The sequence below is a fragment of the Streptomyces sp. NBC_01314 genome, from assembly GCF_041435215.1.
In the GTDB taxonomy this organism is placed as follows: domain Bacteria; phylum Actinomycetota; class Actinomycetes; order Streptomycetales; family Streptomycetaceae; genus Streptomyces.
This window is the reverse complement of sequence record NZ_CP108394.1, coordinates 6,510,446-6,530,452: the sequence shown is the minus strand read 5'-3', so window position 1 is coordinate 6,530,452 and position 20,007 is coordinate 6,510,446. Positions and strand designations below refer to the sequence as shown.

General features: G+C 68.4%; 15 protein-coding genes. 3 read left to right on the top strand and 12 right to left on the bottom strand.

Annotated elements, in window-relative coordinates; translation table 11 throughout:
* Positions 1-141 precede the first annotated feature (141 nt).
* From OG622_RS28965 to OG622_RS28910, 12 genes are all read right to left on the bottom strand, one after another.
* Positions 142-1,044 carry a ribosome-inactivating family protein gene (locus tag OG622_RS28965; RefSeq protein WP_371579552.1) on the bottom strand — a complete coding sequence of 301 codons (903 nt, stop codon included), beginning with the start codon at positions 1,042-1,044 and terminating at the stop codon, positions 142-144.
* A gap of 395 nt (positions 1,045-1,439) precedes the next feature.
* Positions 1,440-3,698: a LuxR C-terminal-related transcriptional regulator gene (locus tag OG622_RS28960; RefSeq protein ID WP_371584251.1), complete on the bottom strand. Its 2,259-nt coding sequence runs from the start codon at positions 3,696-3,698 to the stop codon at positions 1,440-1,442.
* 441 nt (positions 3,699-4,139) lie between these two features.
* Entirely contained in the window at positions 4,140-5,126 is a 987-nt protein-coding gene (locus OG622_RS28955) for an NADP-dependent oxidoreductase (RefSeq protein WP_371579551.1), read from the bottom strand.
* A gap of 163 nt (positions 5,127-5,289) precedes the next feature.
* Complete coding sequence (locus OG622_RS28950) at positions 5,290-6,402, bottom strand: NADH:flavin oxidoreductase/NADH oxidase (RefSeq protein WP_371579550.1); 1,113 nt, start codon at positions 6,400-6,402, stop codon at positions 5,290-5,292.
* A gap of 272 nt (positions 6,403-6,674) precedes the next feature.
* Positions 6,675-7,823 carry an XdhC family protein gene (locus tag OG622_RS28945; RefSeq protein WP_371579549.1) on the bottom strand — a complete coding sequence of 383 codons (1,149 nt, stop codon included), beginning with the start codon at positions 7,821-7,823 and terminating at the stop codon, positions 6,675-6,677.
* Between the two features lie 150 nt (positions 7,824-7,973).
* Positions 7,974-10,166: a xanthine dehydrogenase family protein molybdopterin-binding subunit gene (locus tag OG622_RS28940; protein ID WP_371579548.1), complete on the bottom strand. Its 2,193-nt coding sequence runs from the start codon at positions 10,164-10,166 to the stop codon at positions 7,974-7,976.
* Positions 10,163-11,143 carry a xanthine dehydrogenase family protein subunit M gene (locus OG622_RS28935; RefSeq protein WP_371579547.1) on the bottom strand — a complete coding sequence of 327 codons (981 nt, stop codon included), beginning with the start codon at positions 11,141-11,143 and terminating at the stop codon, positions 10,163-10,165. The genes OG622_RS28940 and OG622_RS28935 overlap by 4 nt, the downstream gene beginning before the upstream one ends.
* Positions 11,144-11,155: 12 nt before the next feature.
* The gene (locus tag OG622_RS28930) at positions 11,156-11,818 is read right to left on the bottom strand and encodes a (2Fe-2S)-binding protein (protein ID WP_371579546.1); all 663 of its coding nucleotides are present in this window, start codon (positions 11,816-11,818) and stop codon (positions 11,156-11,158) included.
* Between the two features lie 248 nt (positions 11,819-12,066).
* Entirely contained in the window at positions 12,067-12,834 is a 768-nt protein-coding gene (locus OG622_RS28925; protein WP_371579545.1) for a glucose 1-dehydrogenase, read from the bottom strand.
* Positions 12,835-12,884: 50 nt separating this feature from the next.
* Entirely contained in the window at positions 12,885-13,730 is an 846-nt protein-coding gene (locus OG622_RS28920) for an SDR family oxidoreductase (RefSeq protein ID WP_371579544.1), read from the bottom strand.
* Between the two features lie 45 nt (positions 13,731-13,775).
* A complete protein-coding gene (locus tag OG622_RS28915) occupies positions 13,776-14,543 on the bottom strand; it encodes an SDR family NAD(P)-dependent oxidoreductase (RefSeq protein ID WP_371579543.1) in 768 nt (255 codons plus the stop codon).
* A 186-nt stretch (positions 14,544-14,729) separates the two neighbouring features.
* Positions 14,730-15,299, bottom strand: a complete 570-nt coding sequence (locus tag OG622_RS28910; RefSeq protein ID WP_371579542.1) for an ester cyclase — start codon at positions 15,297-15,299, stop codon at positions 14,730-14,732.
* 214 nt (positions 15,300-15,513) lie between these two features.
* Between OG622_RS28910 and OG622_RS28905 the strand changes: the two genes are divergently transcribed.
* The 3 genes from OG622_RS28905 (at position 15,514) to OG622_RS28895 (ending at position 19,273) form a co-directional block, all read left to right on the top strand.
* Positions 15,514-16,473 (top strand): helix-turn-helix domain-containing protein, encoded by a 960-nt coding sequence (locus OG622_RS28905; RefSeq protein ID WP_371579541.1) that lies wholly within the window; start codon positions 15,514-15,516, stop codon positions 16,471-16,473.
* Positions 16,474-17,231: 758 nt separating this feature from the next.
* The gene (locus OG622_RS28900; RefSeq protein ID WP_371579540.1) at positions 17,232-18,506 is read left to right on the top strand and encodes an FAD-binding oxidoreductase; all 1,275 of its coding nucleotides are present in this window, start codon (positions 17,232-17,234) and stop codon (positions 18,504-18,506) included.
* Between the two features lie 68 nt (positions 18,507-18,574).
* Positions 18,575-19,273, top strand: a complete 699-nt coding sequence (locus OG622_RS28895) for a flavodoxin (RefSeq protein ID WP_371579539.1) — start codon at positions 18,575-18,577, stop codon at positions 19,271-19,273.
* Positions 19,274-20,007 lie beyond the last annotated feature (734 nt).

Sequence of the window (20,007 nt, the reverse complement as noted above, 5' to 3'; positions counted from 1 at the left end):
CCGCAGAGGACAGGGATGGAAGTGCCGTTGGACAGCCGCCTGTGCCGTGCCCGGACAGGACGGCAGTCGAGGTCTGTCGGCCTCGGCTCCCGCGCAAGCGCCTTGAGGAAGCGCCTTACGCCGGAGCCGGAGCGGGGAAAGTCAGTTGCGACCCTTGGAAGTCGCGAGGACATACTGCGCGTACTGGGCCGCCGTGAAGAGGACGATCGCCACGGCGTCACCGAAGGTGCCCCGTCGGTAGGCAGTGAGGGGCTGCGGGTCGCGGTGGCCCTGGGGAAAGCCGAGAAGCCAGTTGAAGCGACCGCTCAGCTTGGCCCAGTTGTTCTCCTGCGCTGCCAACTGCGGAGGTATGAAGTGGACGGCGTCCGCGCCTATGACGGCGGCGATGTTGTCCCGCAGGGGACGCAGCCGGGCGGGTTCCGAAATGAACTGAGTCATCCTCAGCACTCCCCGCGCCATGTTCTGATCGTTGTTGGCATCGAAGAGATACCAGGCAGCAGAACTGATGCTGTCGCGGCTGATCGCCATGTTCGCGCGGCGCTCATTGGCCCTGGTCTCCATGCTGACGTAGTTCTCTTCGAACGGGGCACGGCGGACACTGTCGGCGTTGCGCATGTTGCCGTTTTCCTCCCGCTCACGCTCGGCCTGCGGGACCGTGCGGTTGCCCAGGTAGTGGTAGACGTTTTCGCGGTCCCACCAGCCGATGACGTACAGGTCTGCCCGCTGCAACTGCAGGCGCACGAAGTTCGAGCTGCCCCACATCTGGATGTCCACCTGCAAGTACGCGTCGTGGGCGTTGCGGTTGCTGGGATAGCTCGGGCCGGGAAGCAGGGTGGTGTTGGTGTGGTTCACCTGGAAGGAGTTCCCGGCACCGTCCACCACGGTGCGGCCACCGTCGTTGATGCGTGCGCGGATGGTGTTGATGAAGTTCACGTACTCGTAGCCGTGGTCGGTTCCGATACGGAACCTGGGAGGGGCTTGGGCGGCCTGTGCGGTCTGCACCATCCCCATCGGGCCGACGAGCGCGGCGACCAGCGCCAGCACGAGCGCGGCCAGGAGGACAGTGGTTCGGGGCCTGGCGAGGGCTCGGTGGGCAAGACTGCTGGATCGGCTCGGTGGTGCGGCCGTCCGGTGCTTGCTTCGATCCTGCTCAGGGCCCTCGTTGATGACTTGTTCGATCATGGTCTCTGTGCTCTCCCTGGTACACGATGTGCCGGGTCACTGCTGCCCGCTTCGCAGGGCGTGACGGGTTGCCACATCGGGGCGGGCTCAGCGGCACTGGACCGGGCCGGTGGCCCTCGCAGTCCGGTACCGGGCGCGCAGCGCTGCCGCGTGCCGGGTGCCGGACTCCGCCCGCTGTGATGTGGCGTGGCACAAAGCTTGGTACGGGGGAGTGGGCCCGGACCATGGGCGTTTTTACGGGGTTCTTTACCTGGGTCTTACGGGGTGGGTTCTTGGTTCCTCGCCCACCAGCTCGCGATCTGGGCACGTGAGGTGAAGCCGAGCTTGGCCCGGATGTTCTCGATGTGGCCGTCGACCGTGCGCGGGGAGAGCACGAGCGCGGCGGCGATCTGCCGGTTGCTCATGCCCTGGGCCACCAGTGCGGCCACCTCACGCTCCCGGCGGGTCAGCGGGCTCGGGGCAGTGGTCTGGGCAACCGGTTCGGCGCCGGTGCCCAGAGCGAAGGCGATGCCGCGGCCTGGGCCGTCGTGGCGGCTGCCCTCGGTGAGGGCGTTCGCATACGCTGCCGGGCCCAGGGCCCTTGCGACCGCTTCCTCGCAGCGTGCGTGGTGCTCGGCAAGATCGGGGCCGAACACGGAGAGAGTGGTGCCGGTGTCCCGCCACAGGGCACGCACGGTGCCCAGTAGCCGACCTGCCCGCTCGTGGTCGTCACGGGCGGCGCTGATCCAGGCGAGCAGCTCCAGCAGCAGCGCGGCCCCGACGTGGTCGTTGAAGCCCTGCTGGATCGCCAGCCCGGCACGGGTCAGCCCCGTGGCCGCCTCCTGGTCGCCGTGAACCCAGGCGTCAAGGCCCAGCACCCACAGCGCGTACGCGCGAGTCCAACGCTCACCGTAGGCCTGCGCGGTGGCGACCGCCTGCCTGGCGGTCTCGGCCGTGCGCGGGTCACCGATGTGGGCCTGGGTGTTGGCGAGCTGGAACAGCCAGAAGACCGTCGCTGCTTCCTGCCCCAGCGCCGTCTGAGCGGCCACCGCGTCCTCGAGAAGGGGCACGGCCTCCTCGAAACGCCCCCGGAACAGCGCCAGCGTCCCGCGGAAGCCCTGGCCGTTCGCTCGTACTGCCGGATCGTCCAGTTGGTCGCCCAGCTCCCCTGCCTCGTTCAGCCATCGGTCAGCCGTCGCGAGATCGCCCTGTAGCAGCGCCACCCAGGCGGCGGCCAGAAGCGCCCGGGCCTTGGCCGGGGTGGGCTCGGGTGCGGCATCGAGCGCCCGGCTGAGCCGGCGGCGCCCCTCACCGAGGAATCCATCGGCGCACCAGTGGAAACGCAGCGCCGCGGCCAGCGCCAGCTCGGCCTGCGGGTCACCGCCGTGGTCCAGTGCCGCGAGCAGATTGCTGTGGTCGGCGCGCAGCCGGGCCAGGGTGTCCTCCTGGCCCGGGCCGTACCAGCTGTCGGCGCCGCATTCGACGAGGGCGAGGAAGAAGTCGCGGTGACGTCGCAACAGCCGCTGCTCCTCGCCGGACTCGGCGAGCCGCTGCCTGCCGTAGTGGCGGATGGTCTCCAACAACCGGTAGCGCGACAGGCCCTCCTGCTCGGTGGCCAGGACGACGGACTGGCCGACCAGCCGGTCCAGGAGGTCCACCACCTCGCGCCGGTCGATGCCCTCCCCCACGCAGACGCCCTCCGCCGCGTCCAGGGTGAACCCGCCGGTGAAGACCGACAGCCGGTTCCACAGCAGCCGCTCGGCGGGGGCGCACAGCTCGTAGCTCCAGTCGACCAGAGCCCGCAGCGTGCGCTGCCGAGGCCGCGCGATCCTGCTGCCACTCGTGAGCAGCGCGAAACGGTCCGCCAGCCGGTCCACCGCCTGATCGACGGTGAGCGTCCGCAGCCGGGACGCGGCCAGCTCGATCGCCAGCGGCAGTCCGTCCAGGTCGGCACAGAGGCGGGAGGCCCCGGCCCGGTTCAGATCCGTGATCCGGAACTCCGGCCGGACGGCGGTGGCCCGGTCCCGCAGAAGTTGGACCGCCTCGTCCGGCACCGACAGCGGCGGCACCACCAGGACGTGCTCGCCCGCGATGCCCAGCGTCTGTCGGCTCGTCGCCAGAACGCGTACCTCAGGAGCGGCCGCCAGCAGCGTGTCGGCCAGCTCGGCGCACGCGTCGACCAGGTGCTCGCAGTTGTCCAGCACTAGCAGCGCCCTGCGCCCGGCCAGATACGCCGCGAGCTGCTCCAGGACGGGCCTGGTGCCCAGGTCAGGCACCCCCAGCGCGGCTGCGGCCGCGTCCGCCACCGCCGCTGGCTCCAGCACCGGAGCCAGATCGACCAGCCACACGCCGTCCGCGAAGGCCCTGCTCGACTCGGCGGCCGCCTCCAGCGCCAGCCGCGTCTTGCCCACCCCGCCCATTCCGGTGAGCGTCAGCAGTCGCGCCTGGCCGAGGAGACGGCGGATCTCGGCGATGAGGTGCCGTCGGCCCACGAAGCTGGTGAAGGCGACGGGCAGGTTCCCCGCTTCCGAGATCATGCTGGGCACGCCGCGCCCTCACCTCCTCCTTCGCGGAACCACGCTGTAGGCCGGGGCAACCCGCCGGGCCTGCGCCGCTCCGCACACCACGCAGCGCCGACACATCACGGCCACTACCGCCAGGCGCCGGACACGGACGACGCACACGTCACCCGACCGGTACGGCAGTACCACCGTACCCACAGCCCACCCATAGACGGACAGTGCCACAGGTCGCACAACCAGGCACGGCGAAGGAACCAGTGTCTCCGCAGTCGTGGCGCAGGTTCGAATCCAGCCGAAGACACTCCGGGAACTTCCCCCCCGCCCCCGAAGCCGCGGCTACCGAGTGACTGGCAGAACCCGTGTCGTCATCACCAGAAACGCCTCCGGCCGACGAGTGTGAAGCTCTTTTGGCAGGCTTCCCACCCATTTGCTGAGCGACGACTCCTGCGGTGATTCTCAGGTGGCCGCTGGGGGCGGGAACTCGAGGACGAGCCGCCCCCGCAGGCCGCCCTTCTCGAGCTGCCGATGAGCCTCGGCTGCCTGGTCCGCAGGCAGGGCTGCCGCGACTCGGAGGGTGAGCGCACCTGACTCGACCTGCTCGCGCAGCTGGGTGACGGCCGCCGTGTCGGTGACGCGTGTGCGGACGTTCACGGGATACACGGTGATGCCGCGGCCGGGATCGGCGTCCCAGAAACGCAGGACCGCGAGCCGGCCGTTGTCGCGGATCGCCGGCGTGATCCGCTCGTGCAGCATGGCGCTGTCCGCGACGGCGTCGACTCCACCGGGCACGGCGTCCAGCACGCGCTGTGCGATGTCGTCTCCGCGAGCGACGAAGGTGTCGGCGCCGCGGGAGCGCAGCCACTCCTCGTCCTGCTCGGAGGCCACCGCGACTACGCGCAGGCCCTCCGCGGCGGCGAGCTCGACGACGTAGCCGCCGACGGCACCGCCGGCTCCGGTGACGGCCAGTGTCGAGCCGGGGGCGAGTGCGAGGAAGTCCAGGACGCACCGGGCGGTCAGCGCGTTCATGAGGAACGAGGCGGCCTGCGGGAACGTCGTCCCGGCAGGCTGACGCGTGACCGACGCGGCCGGCAGGACGACGTACTCGCTGTAGCCGCCGTGACGGCCGTGATTGTCGACGACGCCGATCACCGGATCGCCCTCGGACAGTCCGTACGCGGCCCTGACGTCGTCCGCGACCTCGTCGAGCGTTCCCGCCACGTCCATGCCGGGAATGAAGGGAGGTTCGAGATCGCGATACCACTCGGCGAGGGAACCGTCGCGGAGCATGACGTCGGCCGGGTTCACCCCGGCGGCACGCACCCGAACCCGCACCTCACCGGGACCGGCGTGCGGCTCCGGAAGCTCGACGGTGTGCAGCACCTCCGGGCCGCCATAGGTTCGAACGCCGATCGCCTTCATGGATGAGGACTGCTGTGCGCGCATGAACGGGGTGTTCCTTTCCCTGAGTGCCGACGGCCGGCTCAGGCCCGCCTGCGGCGGGCAAGGATCGTGAGGACCGTCTTGGGATGTTGATGGCGAAGCGTCGACCGGCGGGGCCGTGGCGGTGCGGCGCGGGTCATGTGCTGGTGCGGCGGGTGCCGTTCTCTCAGCGCTTGCTGTTCCGTCGTACGGCGTAGCCGTACTGCTCGGGCCAGCGGGGCTCGGCGCCGAGTTCGAGTGCGGCGTGCTGGGGCCAGTAGGGGTTGCGCAGCAGTTCGCGGCCGAGGAGGACGGCGTCGGCCTGTCCGGTGGCGACGATGCCTTCGGCCTGGGCGGGTTCCAGGATCAGGCCGACGGCGCCGGTGGGGATGCCGGTCGCCGAACGGGCTTGGGCGGCGAAGGGGACCTGGTAGCCGGGTGCGACGGGGATGGTGGCGTCGGCGACCATTCCACCGCTGGACACGTCCAGCAGGTCGACGCCGTGCGCGCGCAGTTCCTTGGCGAGGCGGACGGTGTCGTCGCCGGTCCAGCCCTCGCGGTCGTCCTCCGGGTTCTCGGTCAGCCAGTCGGTGGCCGAGGTGCGGAAGAAGACCGGTAGGTTCTCGGGCCACACCATGCGTACGGCGTTGACGACCTCCAGAGCGAAGCGCAGCCGGTTCTCGAAACTGCCGCCGTAGGCGTCGGTGCGGTGGTTGGAGGCTGGGGAGAGGAAGGAGTTGATCAGGAATCCGTGGGCGCCGTGCAGTTCGACCACCTGGAAGCCGGCGGCCAGGGCGCGCTTCGCCGACTCGGCGAAGTCGCGCACCAGTTGCTGGATCTCGTCCAGGGTGAGCTCGTGGGGGGCGGGCCGTCCGGTGAACGGCTCCGGGCTGGGGGCGATCGGCTGCCAGCCGCCCTCTGTCTGGGGTAGGTACCCGCCGGTGAGCCAGGGCTTGTCGACGGATGCCTTGCGGCCGGCGTGCGTGAGCTGGATCGCCGGGACCGAGCCGTGCGAGCGGATGGCCGCGGTGATGCGGGCGAACGCCTGTTGCTGGCGGTCGTTCCACAGGCCCAGGTCCCAGGGGGTGATGCGCCCGTCGGGCCGGATCCCGGTCGCCTCGGCCATCACCAGACCGGCGCCGCCGGCTGCCCGGCTGGCCAGGTGGGTGAGGTGGAAGTCGGTCGGCACCCCGGTCTCCGGCCCCTCCTGGGCGGCGGAGTACATGCACATCGGGGATGTCCAGACGCGGTTGGGGATCTCGAGGGACCGCAGGGTCAGGGGGGTGAACAGGGCACTCACGGATGGTTCCTCATCGGTTGGGTCATGTCGGCCTCGGGCGGCCAATACCTTGGGCGGTTGGGGGTGCCGCATCTCTTCGGATCCGGGCCGTCGGGTGCGGGCGAGCGATCCAGTGCGGTGCGCGGGCCGGAGAACCTCCACTGGCCTCGGCTCATTTGCAGCCGAGAGGCATCCCGTGTCCCGGTGAGTTCCTGCTGCCGGGGGCGGCCACACCGAGGGAGCAGCCGCCTGCGAATGGCGGGCACTCCCGTTGCGGTGCGACGGTCGGGTCGTCACGCGGGTGTTCGTGCGGCCGGTGAAAGGTCGCCCGAGGCGGGTTGGTGGATGGGTCCGGTGCTGTGGGAGAGGGGCCGGCCGGTGCGGTTGTTGGTATGGGCGATGATCTCGGCGGTGATGGAGATGGCTGTCTCCTCGGGGGTGTGGGCGCCGAGGTCGAGGCCGATCGGGGAGTGCAGGCGGGTCAGTTGGTCGTCGGGTACGCCGGCTTCACGCAGGGCGTCCAGGCGGTGGTCGTGGGTGCGGCGGGAGCCCATGGCGCCGACGTAGCCGACCGGGAGGTCGAGGGCCAGGCGTAGGAGGGGGATGTCGAACTTGGCGTCGTGGGTGAGGACGCAGACGGCGGTGCGGGAGTCGACTTGGGTGTGTTCCAGGTAGCGGTGGGGCCAGTCGACGACGACTTCGTCGGCGTGGGGGAAACGGGCGGGGGTCGCGAAGACGGGGCGGGCGTCGCAGACGGTGACCCGGTAGCCGAGGAAGCTGCCGGCCTGGCTGAGGGCGGCGGCGAAGTCGACCGCGCCGAAGATCAGCATGCGGGGGCGGGACGCGTGGGTGTGGACGAGGACGGACAGCCGGTCGGGGCAGGTGTCGGCGTCGCCGCCGACCTCGACGAGGCCGGTGCGCCCGGCGCGCAGCAGTGCGCGGGCCTGTGCCGTCACCGCCCGGTCCTCGCGCGCGCCGCCCAGGGTTCCGTAGTGGGCGCTGCCGTCGCCGAACAGGCAGAGCGTGCGGCCGACGAGTTCCTCCGGGCCATCGACGATCTGGGCCACGGCGGTGGGACGGCCCGACACCACCTCTTCCATGGCGACAGTGAGGTGGGGCTGGGCCGTTGGCTCCACATGCTGTACCAGGACTTCGATTTCGCCGCCGCAGGTCAGGCCGACGGCGAAGGCGTCGTCGTCGGAGTAGCCGAACCGGGCTCGTGCGGGGATACCGCCGTCCGCCAGGACCTGTTGGCACAGTTCGTAGACGGCTCCTTCCACGCAGCCGCCGGAGATGCTGCCGACCGCCGTGCTGTCGGCGTCGACGGCAAGGGCGGTGCCGGGTGGCAAGGGTGCGCTGCCGCTGACCTGGATGACGGTGGCGAGGGCGAAGGGGCGACCCTCGCGACACCAGTCGTAGAGCGTGTCCGCGATGTTCAGCATGGGCGGGTCTCCGGGTGGGACGACGTGGGGCGACAGCTTGGGGGCGGGCCGCCGCCGTGCCGTCCGGAAGAGACGTGGCACGGCGGCGGCCCTGGGGTCCGGCGGCGGGGTCAGGTCGACCGCCGGACGGTCGGGCGAGCACTCAGGTACTCAGAGCAGGGCTTCGGCGGTGATGGGCAGTTCGCGGACGCGGCGGCCGGTGGCGTGGAAGACCGCGTTGGCGATGGCGGGCGCCACGCCGATGAAGACGACCTCGCCGAGTCCCTTCACCCCGATGGGGTCGGCATGGAGGTCCTCACCGCCATCGAGGAAGATCCCCCGCAGGTCGGGGATGTCGGCGTTGACCGGGACCATGTAGTTGGCCAGGTCGGCGTTGACGATCCGGCCGTCGCGGTGGTCGGTGACGGTGTGTTCCAGCAGGGCCTGACCGATGCCGCCGACCATGCCGCCGAGCGCCTGGCTGTCGGCGAGCTTGGGGCTGATGATCCGCCCCGCGTCGAAGACGCCGAGCATCCGCCGCACCCGCACCAGCCCGAGTCGGGCGTCGACGGCGACCTCGACGAAGATCGCGCCGTACGTGTACATGGAGTGCCGGGCCTCGCCCGGGGTCCAGGTGCCGAGGACTTCGAGGTGGGTGCGGTTGTTGCGGGCCAGAAGCTGCCGGTAGGTCTCCCCGCGTGCGGGATTGCGCTTCATGTGCAGGCGTCCGGCCCGGACCACGATGTCGTAGGCGTCGGCGCCGTACAGCGGTGAGCGCCGGTCCTCGACAGCGAGATTGATCGCCTGCAGACGTACTTTGTCGCAGCCGTCCTGGACGGCGGAACCGACGTTGGTCATGGTCTGCGAGCCGCCGTGGGGCGGGGTCGGCGGCATGGTGGAATCGCCGAGCCGGAAGGTCACATTGCGCATGGTCAGGCCGAGGGCGTCCGCGGCGACCTGGGTGTGGGAGGTGTAGGTGCCAGGGCCCATGTCGCTGGTCGCGGCCTCGACCAGGGCGGTGCCGTCGGCGTCCAGTCTGACGCGGGCCTGGGCTGCGTTCCGCAGGACGTCGTAGGCGCCGGCGGCCATGCCGGTGCCGATCAGCCAATCGCCGTCGCGGGTGGAGCGCGGCCGGGGGTTGCGGCGGTGCCAGCCGAACTCGCGGGCGCCGACGGTGTAGCACTCGCGCAGCCTCCGGGTGGAGAACGGCAGTTGCTCGGCCGGGTCCTCCTCCGGTTCGTTGCGCTGGCGCAGTTCGATGGGGTCGATGCCCAGCTCGTGGGCGAGTTCGTCCATCGCCGACTCGATGGCGAAGCCGGCCGTGGCGAAGCCGGGGCCGCGCATCCAGATGGGCGTGTTCACGTCCAGCGCCACGGTCCGGTAGTCCTGGCTGACGTGGGGCGCGTTGTAGAGCATCTGCCCGGTGTGCAGGACCCTCTCGGTGAAGTTCTCGTACGTCGAGGTCTCGGCCTTCAGGTCTTGGACCATGGCGCTCACCCGGCCGCGTCGGTCGCTGCCGAGGCGCACCCGGTACTCGTACGAGGGCCGGTACCCCACCCCGAAGTACAGCTGCCTGCGGGTCAGCATGAGCTTGACCGGACGCCCCGTCTCACGGGCGGCGAGGGCCGAGATGGTGATGTGGGGCCAGGCGCGTATCGCGTTGCCGAACGCGCCGCCGACGAACGGGGAGATGACATGTACCGAGTCGTTCGGGATGCCGAACACGGCGGCGATGTCCTTCTGCGTGCCCTTCGGCCACTGGGTCTTGTCCCACAGGGTGAGCTTGTCGCCTTCCCAGCGGGCGATGGTGGCGTGGAGTTCCATCGCGTTGTGATGGGCGCGGGCCTGCTGGTAGGTCGCGTCCACCTTCACAGGGGCCGATGCGAACGCCTTGTCCGCGTCGCCCCGCGCGTAGGTAACGGGTTCGCCGGCCGGAGCGGAGGTCATGTCGGTCGACGTCTTCTCGGCGTCGTAGCGGATGTTCACCAGCTCGGCCGCGTGCTGGGCGGCCTCCAGTGTGGTGGCGACCACGACGGCGACCGGCTGACCGCGGAAGAGGACCTTGTCGTCCTGGAAGACCCGCAGCTGCCTGCCCGGCGGATCGAACGACTCCGGGTTGCCGCGGTAGGGCAGCACGGGTGCGTTGAGGTGGCTGATCACCTTCAGTACGCCGGGCTGGGCGAGGGCGGCGCGGGTGTCGATGCCGGTGATACGTCCGCGGCCGATGCTGCTGTCCACGACGACCGCGTGGACGACGCCTTCGATGTCGTGCTCGGCGGCGTAGGTCGCCTTCCCGGTCACCTTGAGCCGGCCGTCCACACGGGACAACGGCGCTCCGACGGCCGATTGGGGCTGCGGGCTCACTTGGTACCTCCTACGATGCGCAGCTGGCGCTCGACGGTGCGGGTGAGGAGTTCGACCTTGAAGCGGTTGTGCTGCAGCGGGCGGGCACCGGCCGCCGCGTGCTCGGCCGCCGCAGCCCAGAGCCGGTTCGACGGCCGCTCACCGACAAGGTGCTTCTCGACAGCCGACAGCTTCCACGGCACGGTGCCCACACCTCCGGCGGCGACCTTCGCCTCCCGGATCACCCCGCCCCGGATGTGCAGCGCCACGGCCGCCGAGGTCAGCGCGAACTCGTACGACTGCCGGTCACGCACCTTCAGATAGCCGGACTTCAGCGGACGCGGAAGGGCGGGGATCTCCACGGAGGTAATCAACTCGCCGTTGCGGAGGGCCTGTTCGCGGTTCGGGGTGCTGCCCGGCCGCAGCAGGAAGTCGGCGAACGGGATGCTGCGCGCGCCGTCCGGGCCGAGCAGGTACACGCTCGCCTCCAACGCGGCGAAGGCCACGGCCACGTCGGAGGGATGCGTGGCCACGCAGTCGTTGGACGTGCCCAGGATGGCGTGGGTGCGGTTGTAGCCTTCCCGCGCCGCGCAACCCGAGCCCGGCTCACGCTTGTTGCAGGCCGCCGTCACATCACGGAAGTACGTACAGCGGGTGCGCTGCATGATGTTGCCGCCGATGGTCGCCATGTTGCGCAACTGGGCCGACGCGCTCAGCTCCAGCGCCTGCGAGATCACGGGGTAGGTGGCGCGGACCTTGGGGTGGGCGGCGGCATCCGCCATCCGCGCCAGGGCGCCGATGCGCAGGCCCCCGCGGCCCGTGACGGATATCTCGCCCAACGGCAGGTCACTGATGTCGACGAGGGTTTCGGGGCGTTCGACCGTCTCACGCATCAGGTCGACCAGAGTGGTGCCGCCGGCGATGTAACGTCCGCCGTCGCGGCCTGCGTTGACCGCCGCACGGGTGTCCGAGACCTTGGTGAAGGAGAAGGGATACATGGAGACCGGGCCTCATTTCCCTTGGGCGGTCTGCTCGACCGCGCGCACGATCTTGACGTAGCAACCGCAGCGGCAGATGTTGCCGCTCATCCACTCCCGGATCTCGTCCTTGGAGCCGGTGTGGCCCTCCTGGATGCAGCCGACGCCGGACATGATCTGTCCGGGCGTGCAGTAGCCGCACTGGAAGGCGTCCTCTTCGATGAACGCCTTCTGCAGCGGGTGCAGTTCACCGTCCTCACCCCCGGGGGCGAGGCCTTCGATGGTCGTGACCTCGGCGCCCTCCAACCGGACTGCCAACGTCAGACAGGAGTTGACCCGCCGCCCGTCGACCAGCACCGTGCATGCCCCGCACGCCCCGGCGTTGCAGCCCTTCTTCGAGCCGGGTAGATCCAGGTGCTCGCGGAGCAGGTCGAGGAGTGAGGTCCGGTTGTCGACCGTGACGGTGTGCCGCTTGCCGTTGACGGTCAGCGAGACGCGACTGCTCGGTGGCGCCTCGGCGGCGACCGCTTCCCCGGCACCCAGCAGGGGCGAGCCGGTGACCAGGCCCCCGGCGACGACAGCGCCCCCGACCGCGGTGGTCGTCGCGATGAACGTGCGCCGGGACGGTGCCGAAGGAGAATCGGCAGAGGGATCGGTGGGGGGAGGAACAGCTGACTCGGTGAGTTCAGTGGACATCTCTACGCTTTCGGATCGGCGGAAGGTCGAGGGCCTGACTCGTGGGGGTGCCCGGAGGCAGAACCGGTTCGTCTCAGCCCGTCTGGCTGGTCACCACTGGGGTGAACAGCGTTCCCGTACTGGTCAGTTGCGATGAAAGATGTGGCGGCAGAATGTGAGGAGTTCCGCCAGCCTGCCGAGATGCGCGGTGCCGGTCGTACGTGGCGGTCCGGCGTCGTTCGTCAGCGTGTGGGAAGGAGGGCGTTCGGTCAGTGAGCGGTGAAGCCGCCGTCGACGGGGAGAGCGACACCGACCACGAGGCTGGCTCCCGGACTGCACAGCCAGAGAACGGCTGCGGCGACCTCGTCCGCTCGACCAAGCCTTCCGATCGACTGCTCTTTCATGATCTCCGCCATGGCGTCGGCCTGGCTCTCGAGCATGCCCGCGGCCATGGGAGTGTCGATCACTCCGGGGCACACGGCGTTGATCCTGATCCCCCTGGGGGCGTACTCGACGGCGGCGCTCTTGGTCAGGCCGATCACGCCGTGCTTGGACGCGTGATAGGCCGCGCGTTGTGGCATGCCCAGGAGCCCGCCCAGGGACGAGCAGTTGACGATGGCACCGCTGCCCTGCTCTCGCATCTGGCGAAGCTCGTGCTTCATGCTGGCCCAGACGCCGCGCAGGTTGACCGCGTTCACGTGGTCGAAGTTCTCGGCCGGCTCGTCGGCCGCGTCACTGGGCGGTACCTGCACACCGGCGTTGTTGAACGCCATGTCCAGACGGCCGAATGTCGTGACCGCGCGTTCCACCATCGCGGCCGTCTGGCTTTCGTCCGTGACGTCGCAGACGACGCCGATCGCCCGGTGGCCGGCCGAGGTGAGTTCCTCGGTCGCCCAATTCACGGCCTCCTTGTCCACGTCCGCCAGCACGACGGCGGCTCCGGCCTCGGCGAAGGCGCGGGCCGTCGCGAGTCCCATGCCAGACGCCGCGCCCGTGACGAGTGCCACCTTGTTCTCGAAGTCGTAGGTCGGGTTCATGGTGTGCGTCGCTCCGATCATCGGTCGGCCGAAGCCTGGGTTTGGGTGTGTCAGGCGTTGGTGTCGTCGTGGGCGAGGTTGGCGCCGAGTTCGCGGGAGGCTTCGGCCTGGGCGAGGAGTTCGCGGGCTTTGGCGGTGACGCCTTCGATGGCGTCGGCTCCGGCGACGAAGCGCTGCAGGGGCTTGTCCTGGGCGGTGATGGTGAGCAGGGCGCGGGCGAGTTTGGCGGGGTCGCCGCTCTGCTGGCCGTTCATGCTCTTCCATGCGGTGATGGTGGCCGTCGTGCGCTCGGCATAGTCGTCGATGGTCGGCTCGGGCCAGGTGGTGGAGGCGTCCACGAGCAGCTCGGTGCGGAAGAAGCCGGGCTCCACGACCGTGGTGTGGATGCCGTACGGCTCGACGTCGTAGCGCAGTGACTCCATCCAGCCCTCGACGCCGAACTTGGAGGCGGCGTAGGCGACGCAGAACTCCTGGCCGATGATTCCTGCGGAGGAGGACAGGGTGATGACGTGCCCGGAGCGCTGCTTGCGCATCACGGGCAGGATCGCGCGGGTGACGTTCATGGGGCCGAAGAGGTTGGTCTCGATCTGCTGGCGCATCTGCGCGGGCGTGATCTCCTCGAAGTAGCCGGCGAAGAAGTTCCCGGCGTTGTTGATCAGCACGTCGATGCGGCCGAAGCGGTCGACGGCGGCCTGCGCGGCGGCCTCGGCGTCCTCGAGGCTGGTGACATCGAGCTTGGTGACCAGCAGGTTGTCCTGCGGACCTCCGAGGGTCTTCTCGACCTGGTCGGGGCGGCGGCCGGTGGCGACGACCTGGTGCCCGGCGGCGAGGGCCTCACGGACGATGTCCGTGCCCAGACCACGTCCGGCACCGGTGACGAGAATGACCTTGCTCATGAGGGTTCCTTGGAAATGGTTGGCGGTGGATGGCGACGGGCAGGGTCAGGCCTGGTCGGTGGGCATGATCCACAGTTCGCCGATGGAGGCATGGCGGGGACGGGTGACCATGTAGGCGACGCCGTCCGCGATGTCGTCGGGGGCGAGGACCTCGGTCTGCTCGTAGAAGGCGCCGATCGCGTCGCGGACCTCGGGCTTGTGGTCGTTGTGCGAGCCGAGCTCGGTTTCCACGCCGCCGGGCTCCAGGACGCCGACGCGGACGTGGCGCTGGGTGACTTCCTGGCGCAGGGCTTCGGTGAAGCCGTTCACACCGAACTTGGTGAGGTTGTAGACGCCGTAGCCGTTCCAGGCGACACGGCCGGCGATCGAGCTGATGTTGACGATGTCGGCGACCCGGCGCGACCCGTCCTCGGCGGCCTTGAGCAGGTGCGGGAGGGCAGCGCGGGTGGTGTAAAGCAGACCCTGGACGTTGACGGCGATCATGCGCTCCCATTCGTCGGCGTCCGCGCCGACAACGGGGCCCAGGAGCATCAGGCCGGCGTTGTTGACCAGGGTGTCCAGGCGTCCGAAGTGCTCGACGGTCCGCTGTACGGCGGCCTCGGCCTGAGCTCGGTCGGTGATGTCCGCTTCCACGACCAGGGCGATGCCGCCGGCCTTCTCGATCTCGGCGGCGAGCTCGATCAGACGGTCCTTGCGGCGGGCCACGAGGGCGACGGAGGCGCCGTCCTCGGCGAGCCGGCGGGCGGTGGCGGCGCCGATACCGCTGCTCGCACCGGTGACGAGCGCGACAGTGCCGGACAGCTTCGTTGCCATGGGAGGAGTCCTGTTCCTTGGTTTCTTTGGTTCTCTGGATGCTTGGTTCTCTGGAATGTGCGGCGCAGGGGCGGCGGGGGCCCGTACGCCGCCGCGCCGCGCCGAGGGACGCCGAGCGCCGGTCATGGCACTGGTGCAGGGGCGGGTGCGGCGTAGCCGGGTGAAGTACAGAACTCCACTCCGCTGCTACGCGGCGGGGATGGCGCCCATCTGCGTGAGGATGCCGAGCATGTCGAGCTGGGCGCGCTCCTCGACGATCTTGCCGTGGGACAGGCGGTAGAACGCGAAGCTCTCCGCGTGGATCTTCTTGCCCGTGCCCTCGACTCCTGCGAAGGGGCCCTCGTGCGTGCCGGTCATGGTGTAGCGGATGGCCACGGTGTCGCCCTCGGCCCGCATGTCCTCCACCGTCCACTTGAGGTCGGGGAAGGCCTTCATGTTCGCGGCGACGATGCCGAGGTAGGTGTCCCGGCCCTGCTGTGTCGTTCCGCCGAAGTGCATGACGATGTTCGGGCTGATGAACTTCCTCGCCAGAGCAGGATCGCCGGTGGGCAGGAACTCACTGGTGAAACGCTGCATGACGCGCTTGTTCACCTGCGCGGTTCCGTGGTTCCACGAGACGGACTCGGCCGTGACGCGAGGCGACGAGCCGGAGCCGGCGTTGCCGCCGGCCGCGTCCGCGGCACCCGATCCGAAGGCCGCGAGGCCGAGCGCTCCCAGCGCCGTGACGACGACGGCAGGCTTGGTGTATCGACGCATGATTCATCCTTCTGATTCCGGGGATCGCGGCGCCGGCGGCGCCGCGGAAGGGCTGGTTACGGCTGCAGAAGTGCCGCCGTGTCCGGGCCGTTCACACCGCCGTGGGCGGTGCACCACCAACAGAACCGTTTGTCACAGGTGTTTGGGAGTCCCTGATGAGGGGGTCACTGACAGGGACCCCCAGACAGAGGAAAGCGCTCGTAGAGTGGAGCGCATGACAGGCAGAAACAACCCCTATGACACCAATCGCGATATGCGTGATGATTTCCGTGCAGAGATCCGGGAATTCCTGGGCTCGCGACGGGCCAGGGTCACACCCGAGCAGGCCGGACTGCCCTCGTACGGGGGAGACCGTCGGCGGGTCAACGGGCTGCGCCGGGAGGAGGTCGCCCTGCTCGCGGGCATCTCCAGCGAGTACTACACCCGGCTGGAGCGCGGCAACGCCACCGGCGTCTCCGAGAGCGTCATCGACGGCATCGCGCAGGCACTGCGGCTCGACGAGGCCGAGCGCATCCACCTGCTCGACCTCCTGCGCGGCGCCGGCACGACCCGTCCCCCGCGCCGCAAGCCCGCCCAGCAGCGCGTCCGGCCCGCGGTACAGCGTGTCCTCGACTCGATGACCGGAACGCCCGCGTTCGTCCTCAGCGGACGCCTGGACATCCTGGCCGCCAACGCCCTCGGGCGGGCGCTGTTCTCCCCGGCCTACGCCGACCCGGCGCGGCCGCCCAACAACGCGCGGTTCGTCTTCCTCGACCCGCACGCACCCGAGTTCTTCCGCGACTGGGACCAGGTCGCCAACGACGTCGTCGCCATGCTGCGCGCCGAGGCCGGCCGCGACGCCTACGACCGGCGCCTGACCGACCTGATCGGGGAACTGTCCACCCGCAGCGAGGACTTCCGTCGCCGCTGGGCCGCCCACAACGTCCGCATCCACACCACCGGCCTGAAGCGCCTACACCACCCGGTCGTCGGCGACCTGGACCTGCCCTTCGAGACCTTCCCTCTCGGGGGCGACGCCAGCCAGAGCCTCCTCACCTACACCGCCGAGCCCGCGTCACGTTCGCAGGACGCCCTGAACCTGCTGGCCAGCTGGGCCGCCACCAACGACGACATCGACGAGTCCGAACCGGTCAACGACTCCGAGCCGGCTGGGTCGGCCGAGACCTCCGACTGACCGACGAGCCACGCGTCTCGATCCGCGGGAGTCGTCAACATCTGCGGCCCAGCGACACGATCCGCCACCGAAGCAACGGCTGCCGCGGATTCCCTGACCCACGGCTGCGCCGTGGCCTTCACTGCACAGGCCACATGTTCCTGGCCGCACTGGTCGATTTCCTGGCCGCACTGGTCGATATCGCGGCGTCAGGCCAGCCCCCGGCGAACCCGAGCAACTCTCTGCCAGGGAGCCGCGCTGCCGTCGAGTGCGCGATGTAACCCATGTGGGATTCCTGACGTACGCCCCGCAACGTGCGACTGCCTCACGCACGTCACTCCCCGTCCTGAACGAAACGTCGAGGGCCAGGCTGTCACCGAGGCCGTGCGGAAACATGTCTCCGCCGCAATTGATTCCTCCGCAGAAGGACGGCCATCGACATCGCAACAGGGCACAGGCAGGAGATCCACGCAATGGAAACAGGAGGGGTACTCGATGAGTAAGACCTCGAAGTCACCCGATGAAAGAAAAATGCATCGGCGGGGTGATCGGTCGGAGCAAGCCCTCACCGAGAAGAGCACACACGGAAATCGGAAATGCAAAGCCGTGATCCTGATCACTGTTGCCGCCCTGACCGTGGCAGTACTCATTTATGTCAACCTGCAAAATGTGCGAGACACGGGCAGTCGAGGAGGTTCTCTCCTGAGCGACGCCAGAACGCCTGAGTCCGGACAACGGTCGAGCGAGCCGGACCGGATAACCCGGGTGGAGCCCTAGCGATGCTACGTAAACTGCTGTTCTGGAGCTTCGCGGTGGCGTTTCCGCTCCCGCTGGTGCTCACCTATGATCTCGTGGCCGATGAACCCGAACGCCTGAAGTTCTATATCTTCCTCGGCTTGATTGCCTATACATGGTGGCTGTTGTCCATCGTGCTCAGTGTGAGACCGTCCTGGCTGCACCGTTTCGTGGGACTTCCGTCCATCTACGGCTTGCATGGGGCACTCGGCGTACTGGCACTCGCTGCGGCCTATACGCACAGTGACAACTCCTACTCACCGAACAGCCTGGCCCGCATTCTGGGAGATTGGGCGTTCTACGGGGCCCTCGCAGTGCTGTGCTACTCGGTGTTCTTCATGAGCGGGTGGTTCGTCGACAGGTCGAGACTGCTGCTGGCGGTCAAGAGACTCCTGGAGACTGTCTTCCGTCGCCGGCTTTCCCTGTGGATTCATCGACTCAACCTGGTGATCGTGGCGATGATCTGGCTGCACGCCCACCTACTCGTGAGAGTCAACCAGTACTTTGCGTTCATGGTGCTGTTTGATCTGTACACGGTGATGGCACTCGGCATCTACGTCTGGAAGAAATGGATCGCGCCCGACACGTATCTGATGGGGACCGTCACAAGCAACGACACGCGCGGCGGGGCGACCCGCAGGGTGTCGGTGGGTCTCGACAGCAAAGCGACGACCTTGCAGCCAGGTGACTTCTTCTTCCTCAGCTTCGAGGGGTCTTCTTCCGTGAGCAGAGAATGGCATCCCTTCTCAGTCACCGACGACAACCGGAAGGCTCTGAGTTTCACGATTCGGCAGCACGGAGACTTCACTCGCCGCCTCGACAATGTCGAAGTGGGAACCCGCGTCCGCCTGGAGGGGCCATTCGGCCGCTTCGAATCGATCATCCAAGGGCGGGACCGTGAAGCCCCGCTCGTCCTCGTCGGGATGGGCGCGGGCGTGGCGCCTCTTCTCAGCCTGGCAGCAGCTCACCACACCACGCGAAAGATTCACCTGCTGTGGGCTGTGCGTAACCCGGAAGACGCCTATTACCGTGACGTGCTCGAGGAGTACCAGGCGGCGTCAGGTGGCCAGCTGCAGGTCACCATCAATGTTGGCCGGTTCCGACGCGAAGACCTTGCCGGCACTCTGTCCGCGGAGGCAGTTGCAAAGGGCGCGTTCTTCATCGTGGGTCCGAACCCCGCCGTGTTGGCAAACCAGCGTCTACTGCGACGCATCGGAGTCTCTGCACGGCGAATACACCAAGAACGCCTCACCATGTAGGCGGTGCGATTACCTGTCCACGCCGCCCCAAGGAAATCGGCATCGACGACGAAACGGAGTTCACTGAGATGACAAACACTACGCGCCGGAAATTTCTTGCACTGGCCGCCGTCACATTGGCGGGAGGTAGCGCCGCAGGCTGCTCAATAGTAGGAGGGGCAAGCGAGGCGCTCGGCGATTCCGAATCCTCGAAAACCGCTCCTCCGCTGGACAAGTCGCGTACTTTGGTCGCCTATTTTTCAATGCCGGAAACCGATGACCCGAACAACATGACCGGAGACGAGGAGAGCAGTACTCACGTCGTTGACGGCAAGGTTCTCGGAAACACCCAGCACGTCGCTCAAATCATTGGGGAGAGCACGGGCGCCAGAGTGTTCCGCATCGAGACAGCAGAGGAGTTGCCCCTTGATCACAAAACGCTGTCGGATCTTGCACTCAAACAGCAGGAAGAAAACGAAAGGCCGAAACTCAAGACTCTGATCCCGAACCTCGAAGAGTATGACACCGTGTTCATCGGTTATCCGATCTGGTGGTACGGTCTGCCGATGCCGGTGTACACATTCCTTGAGCAGCACGATTTCAGCAAAAAGAACATCATCCTGTTCAGTACCCATGGTGGAAGCCGCCTGTCGGGAACTGTTGATATCGTCACCGAAAAGCTTGCTGATTCAACCGTGATCAGTAATGCGTTCACGATCTCGCGAGACGACATGGGCAGTGCAGAGGCGGAGGTGGGTGATTGGCTCGACAGTCTCGGGGTTTCATGACGCTCGCCAGTTCGCCTGTGGACTGCTTCTGCTTGCGCTTCGGCTCTCGGGCATGACGGGCCCGTCGGGCGGTATCAGAACCACCCGCCCGACGGCGCTGCAACACATACCCGTCGTCCCTCCGGCCGAAGAAGGCGTGGACGCCGGCCTACGACGCCGAGCAGCCCGGCGCCCGGGTCTCGGAGATCACCGATAGGGCCGACCTGACTTCCTGACCGAAGGACGTGCGGCGGATCGTGGCGATCACGCCGGGGCTGATGGAGTTGATCCGGGCTTCCGCTCGCCCCAGGATGCACTGGCGGCCTGAACCGCAGCCGGTTGCCGTACTTGGCCAGCGGATAGGCGCTCTGTCCCGCGACCTCCGGATCGGTGAAGGGCAGGTTCAGCAGATCGTCGGCGGGCGTGTAAGGCGAGGGCCTGTTCCTGCTCCGTGCTCAGGAGGACAGGCAGCATGTGACCGGCCATGCTGGATCACCAGACCGGCGCCGTCGGGCGCGACGACCCGCCCGAACTCCTCCAGGACCAACGTTACGCAGCCCCGGCATCTCCCAGCAGGTCGCACGAAACACGGCGACCTGAGCTTCCCCCGTGGAGACGCGTTACAAGGTCGGAAAACGTTCGAGAGGGCTACTACCGGGGCTCGACTGCGGCGAGCGGCACGTACTCCGGTCACGGCCCACGCTGTTCCTGTTCGCGACCACGCAGGTCAAGTCAGACCCTGCCATGCAGGGCGG

Excerpts from the sequence above, each read along its gene's own strand:
- OG622_RS28895 (WP_371579539.1), top strand. The coding sequence starts at position 18,575 with ATGACAAACACTACGCGCCGGAAATTTCTTGCACTGGCCGCCGTCACA.
- OG622_RS28920 (WP_371579544.1), bottom strand. The coding sequence starts at position 13,730 with ATGAGCAAGGTCATTCTCGTCACCGGTGCCGGACGTGGTCTGGGCACG.
- OG622_RS28930 (WP_371579546.1), bottom strand. The coding sequence starts at position 11,818 with ATGTCCACTGAACTCACCGAGTCAGCTGTTCCTCCCCCCACCGATCCC.
- OG622_RS28900 (WP_371579540.1), top strand. The coding sequence starts at position 17,232 with ATGCTACGTAAACTGCTGTTCTGGAGCTTCGCGGTGGCGTTTCCGCTC.
- OG622_RS28905 (WP_371579541.1), top strand. The coding sequence starts at position 15,514 with ATGACAGGCAGAAACAACCCCTATGACACCAATCGCGATATGCGTGAT.
- OG622_RS28955 (WP_371579551.1), bottom strand. The coding sequence starts at position 5,126 with ATGCGCGCACAGCAGTCCTCATCCATGAAGGCGATCGGCGTTCGAACC.
- OG622_RS28945 (WP_371579549.1), bottom strand. The coding sequence starts at position 7,823 with ATGCTGAACATCGCGGACACGCTCTACGACTGGTGTCGCGAGGGTCGC.
- OG622_RS28910 (WP_371579542.1), bottom strand. The coding sequence starts at position 15,299 with ATGCGTCGATACACCAAGCCTGCCGTCGTCGTCACGGCGCTGGGAGCG.
- OG622_RS28915 (WP_371579543.1), bottom strand. The coding sequence starts at position 14,543 with ATGGCAACGAAGCTGTCCGGCACTGTCGCGCTCGTCACCGGTGCGAGC.
- OG622_RS28925 (WP_371579545.1), bottom strand. The coding sequence starts at position 12,834 with ATGAACCCGACCTACGACTTCGAGAACAAGGTGGCACTCGTCACGGGC.
- OG622_RS28960 (WP_371584251.1), bottom strand. The coding sequence starts at position 3,698 with ATGATCTCGGAAGCGGGGAACCTGCCCGTCGCCTTCACCAGCTTCGTG.
- OG622_RS28935 (WP_371579547.1), bottom strand. The coding sequence starts at position 11,143 with ATGTATCCCTTCTCCTTCACCAAGGTCTCGGACACCCGTGCGGCGGTC.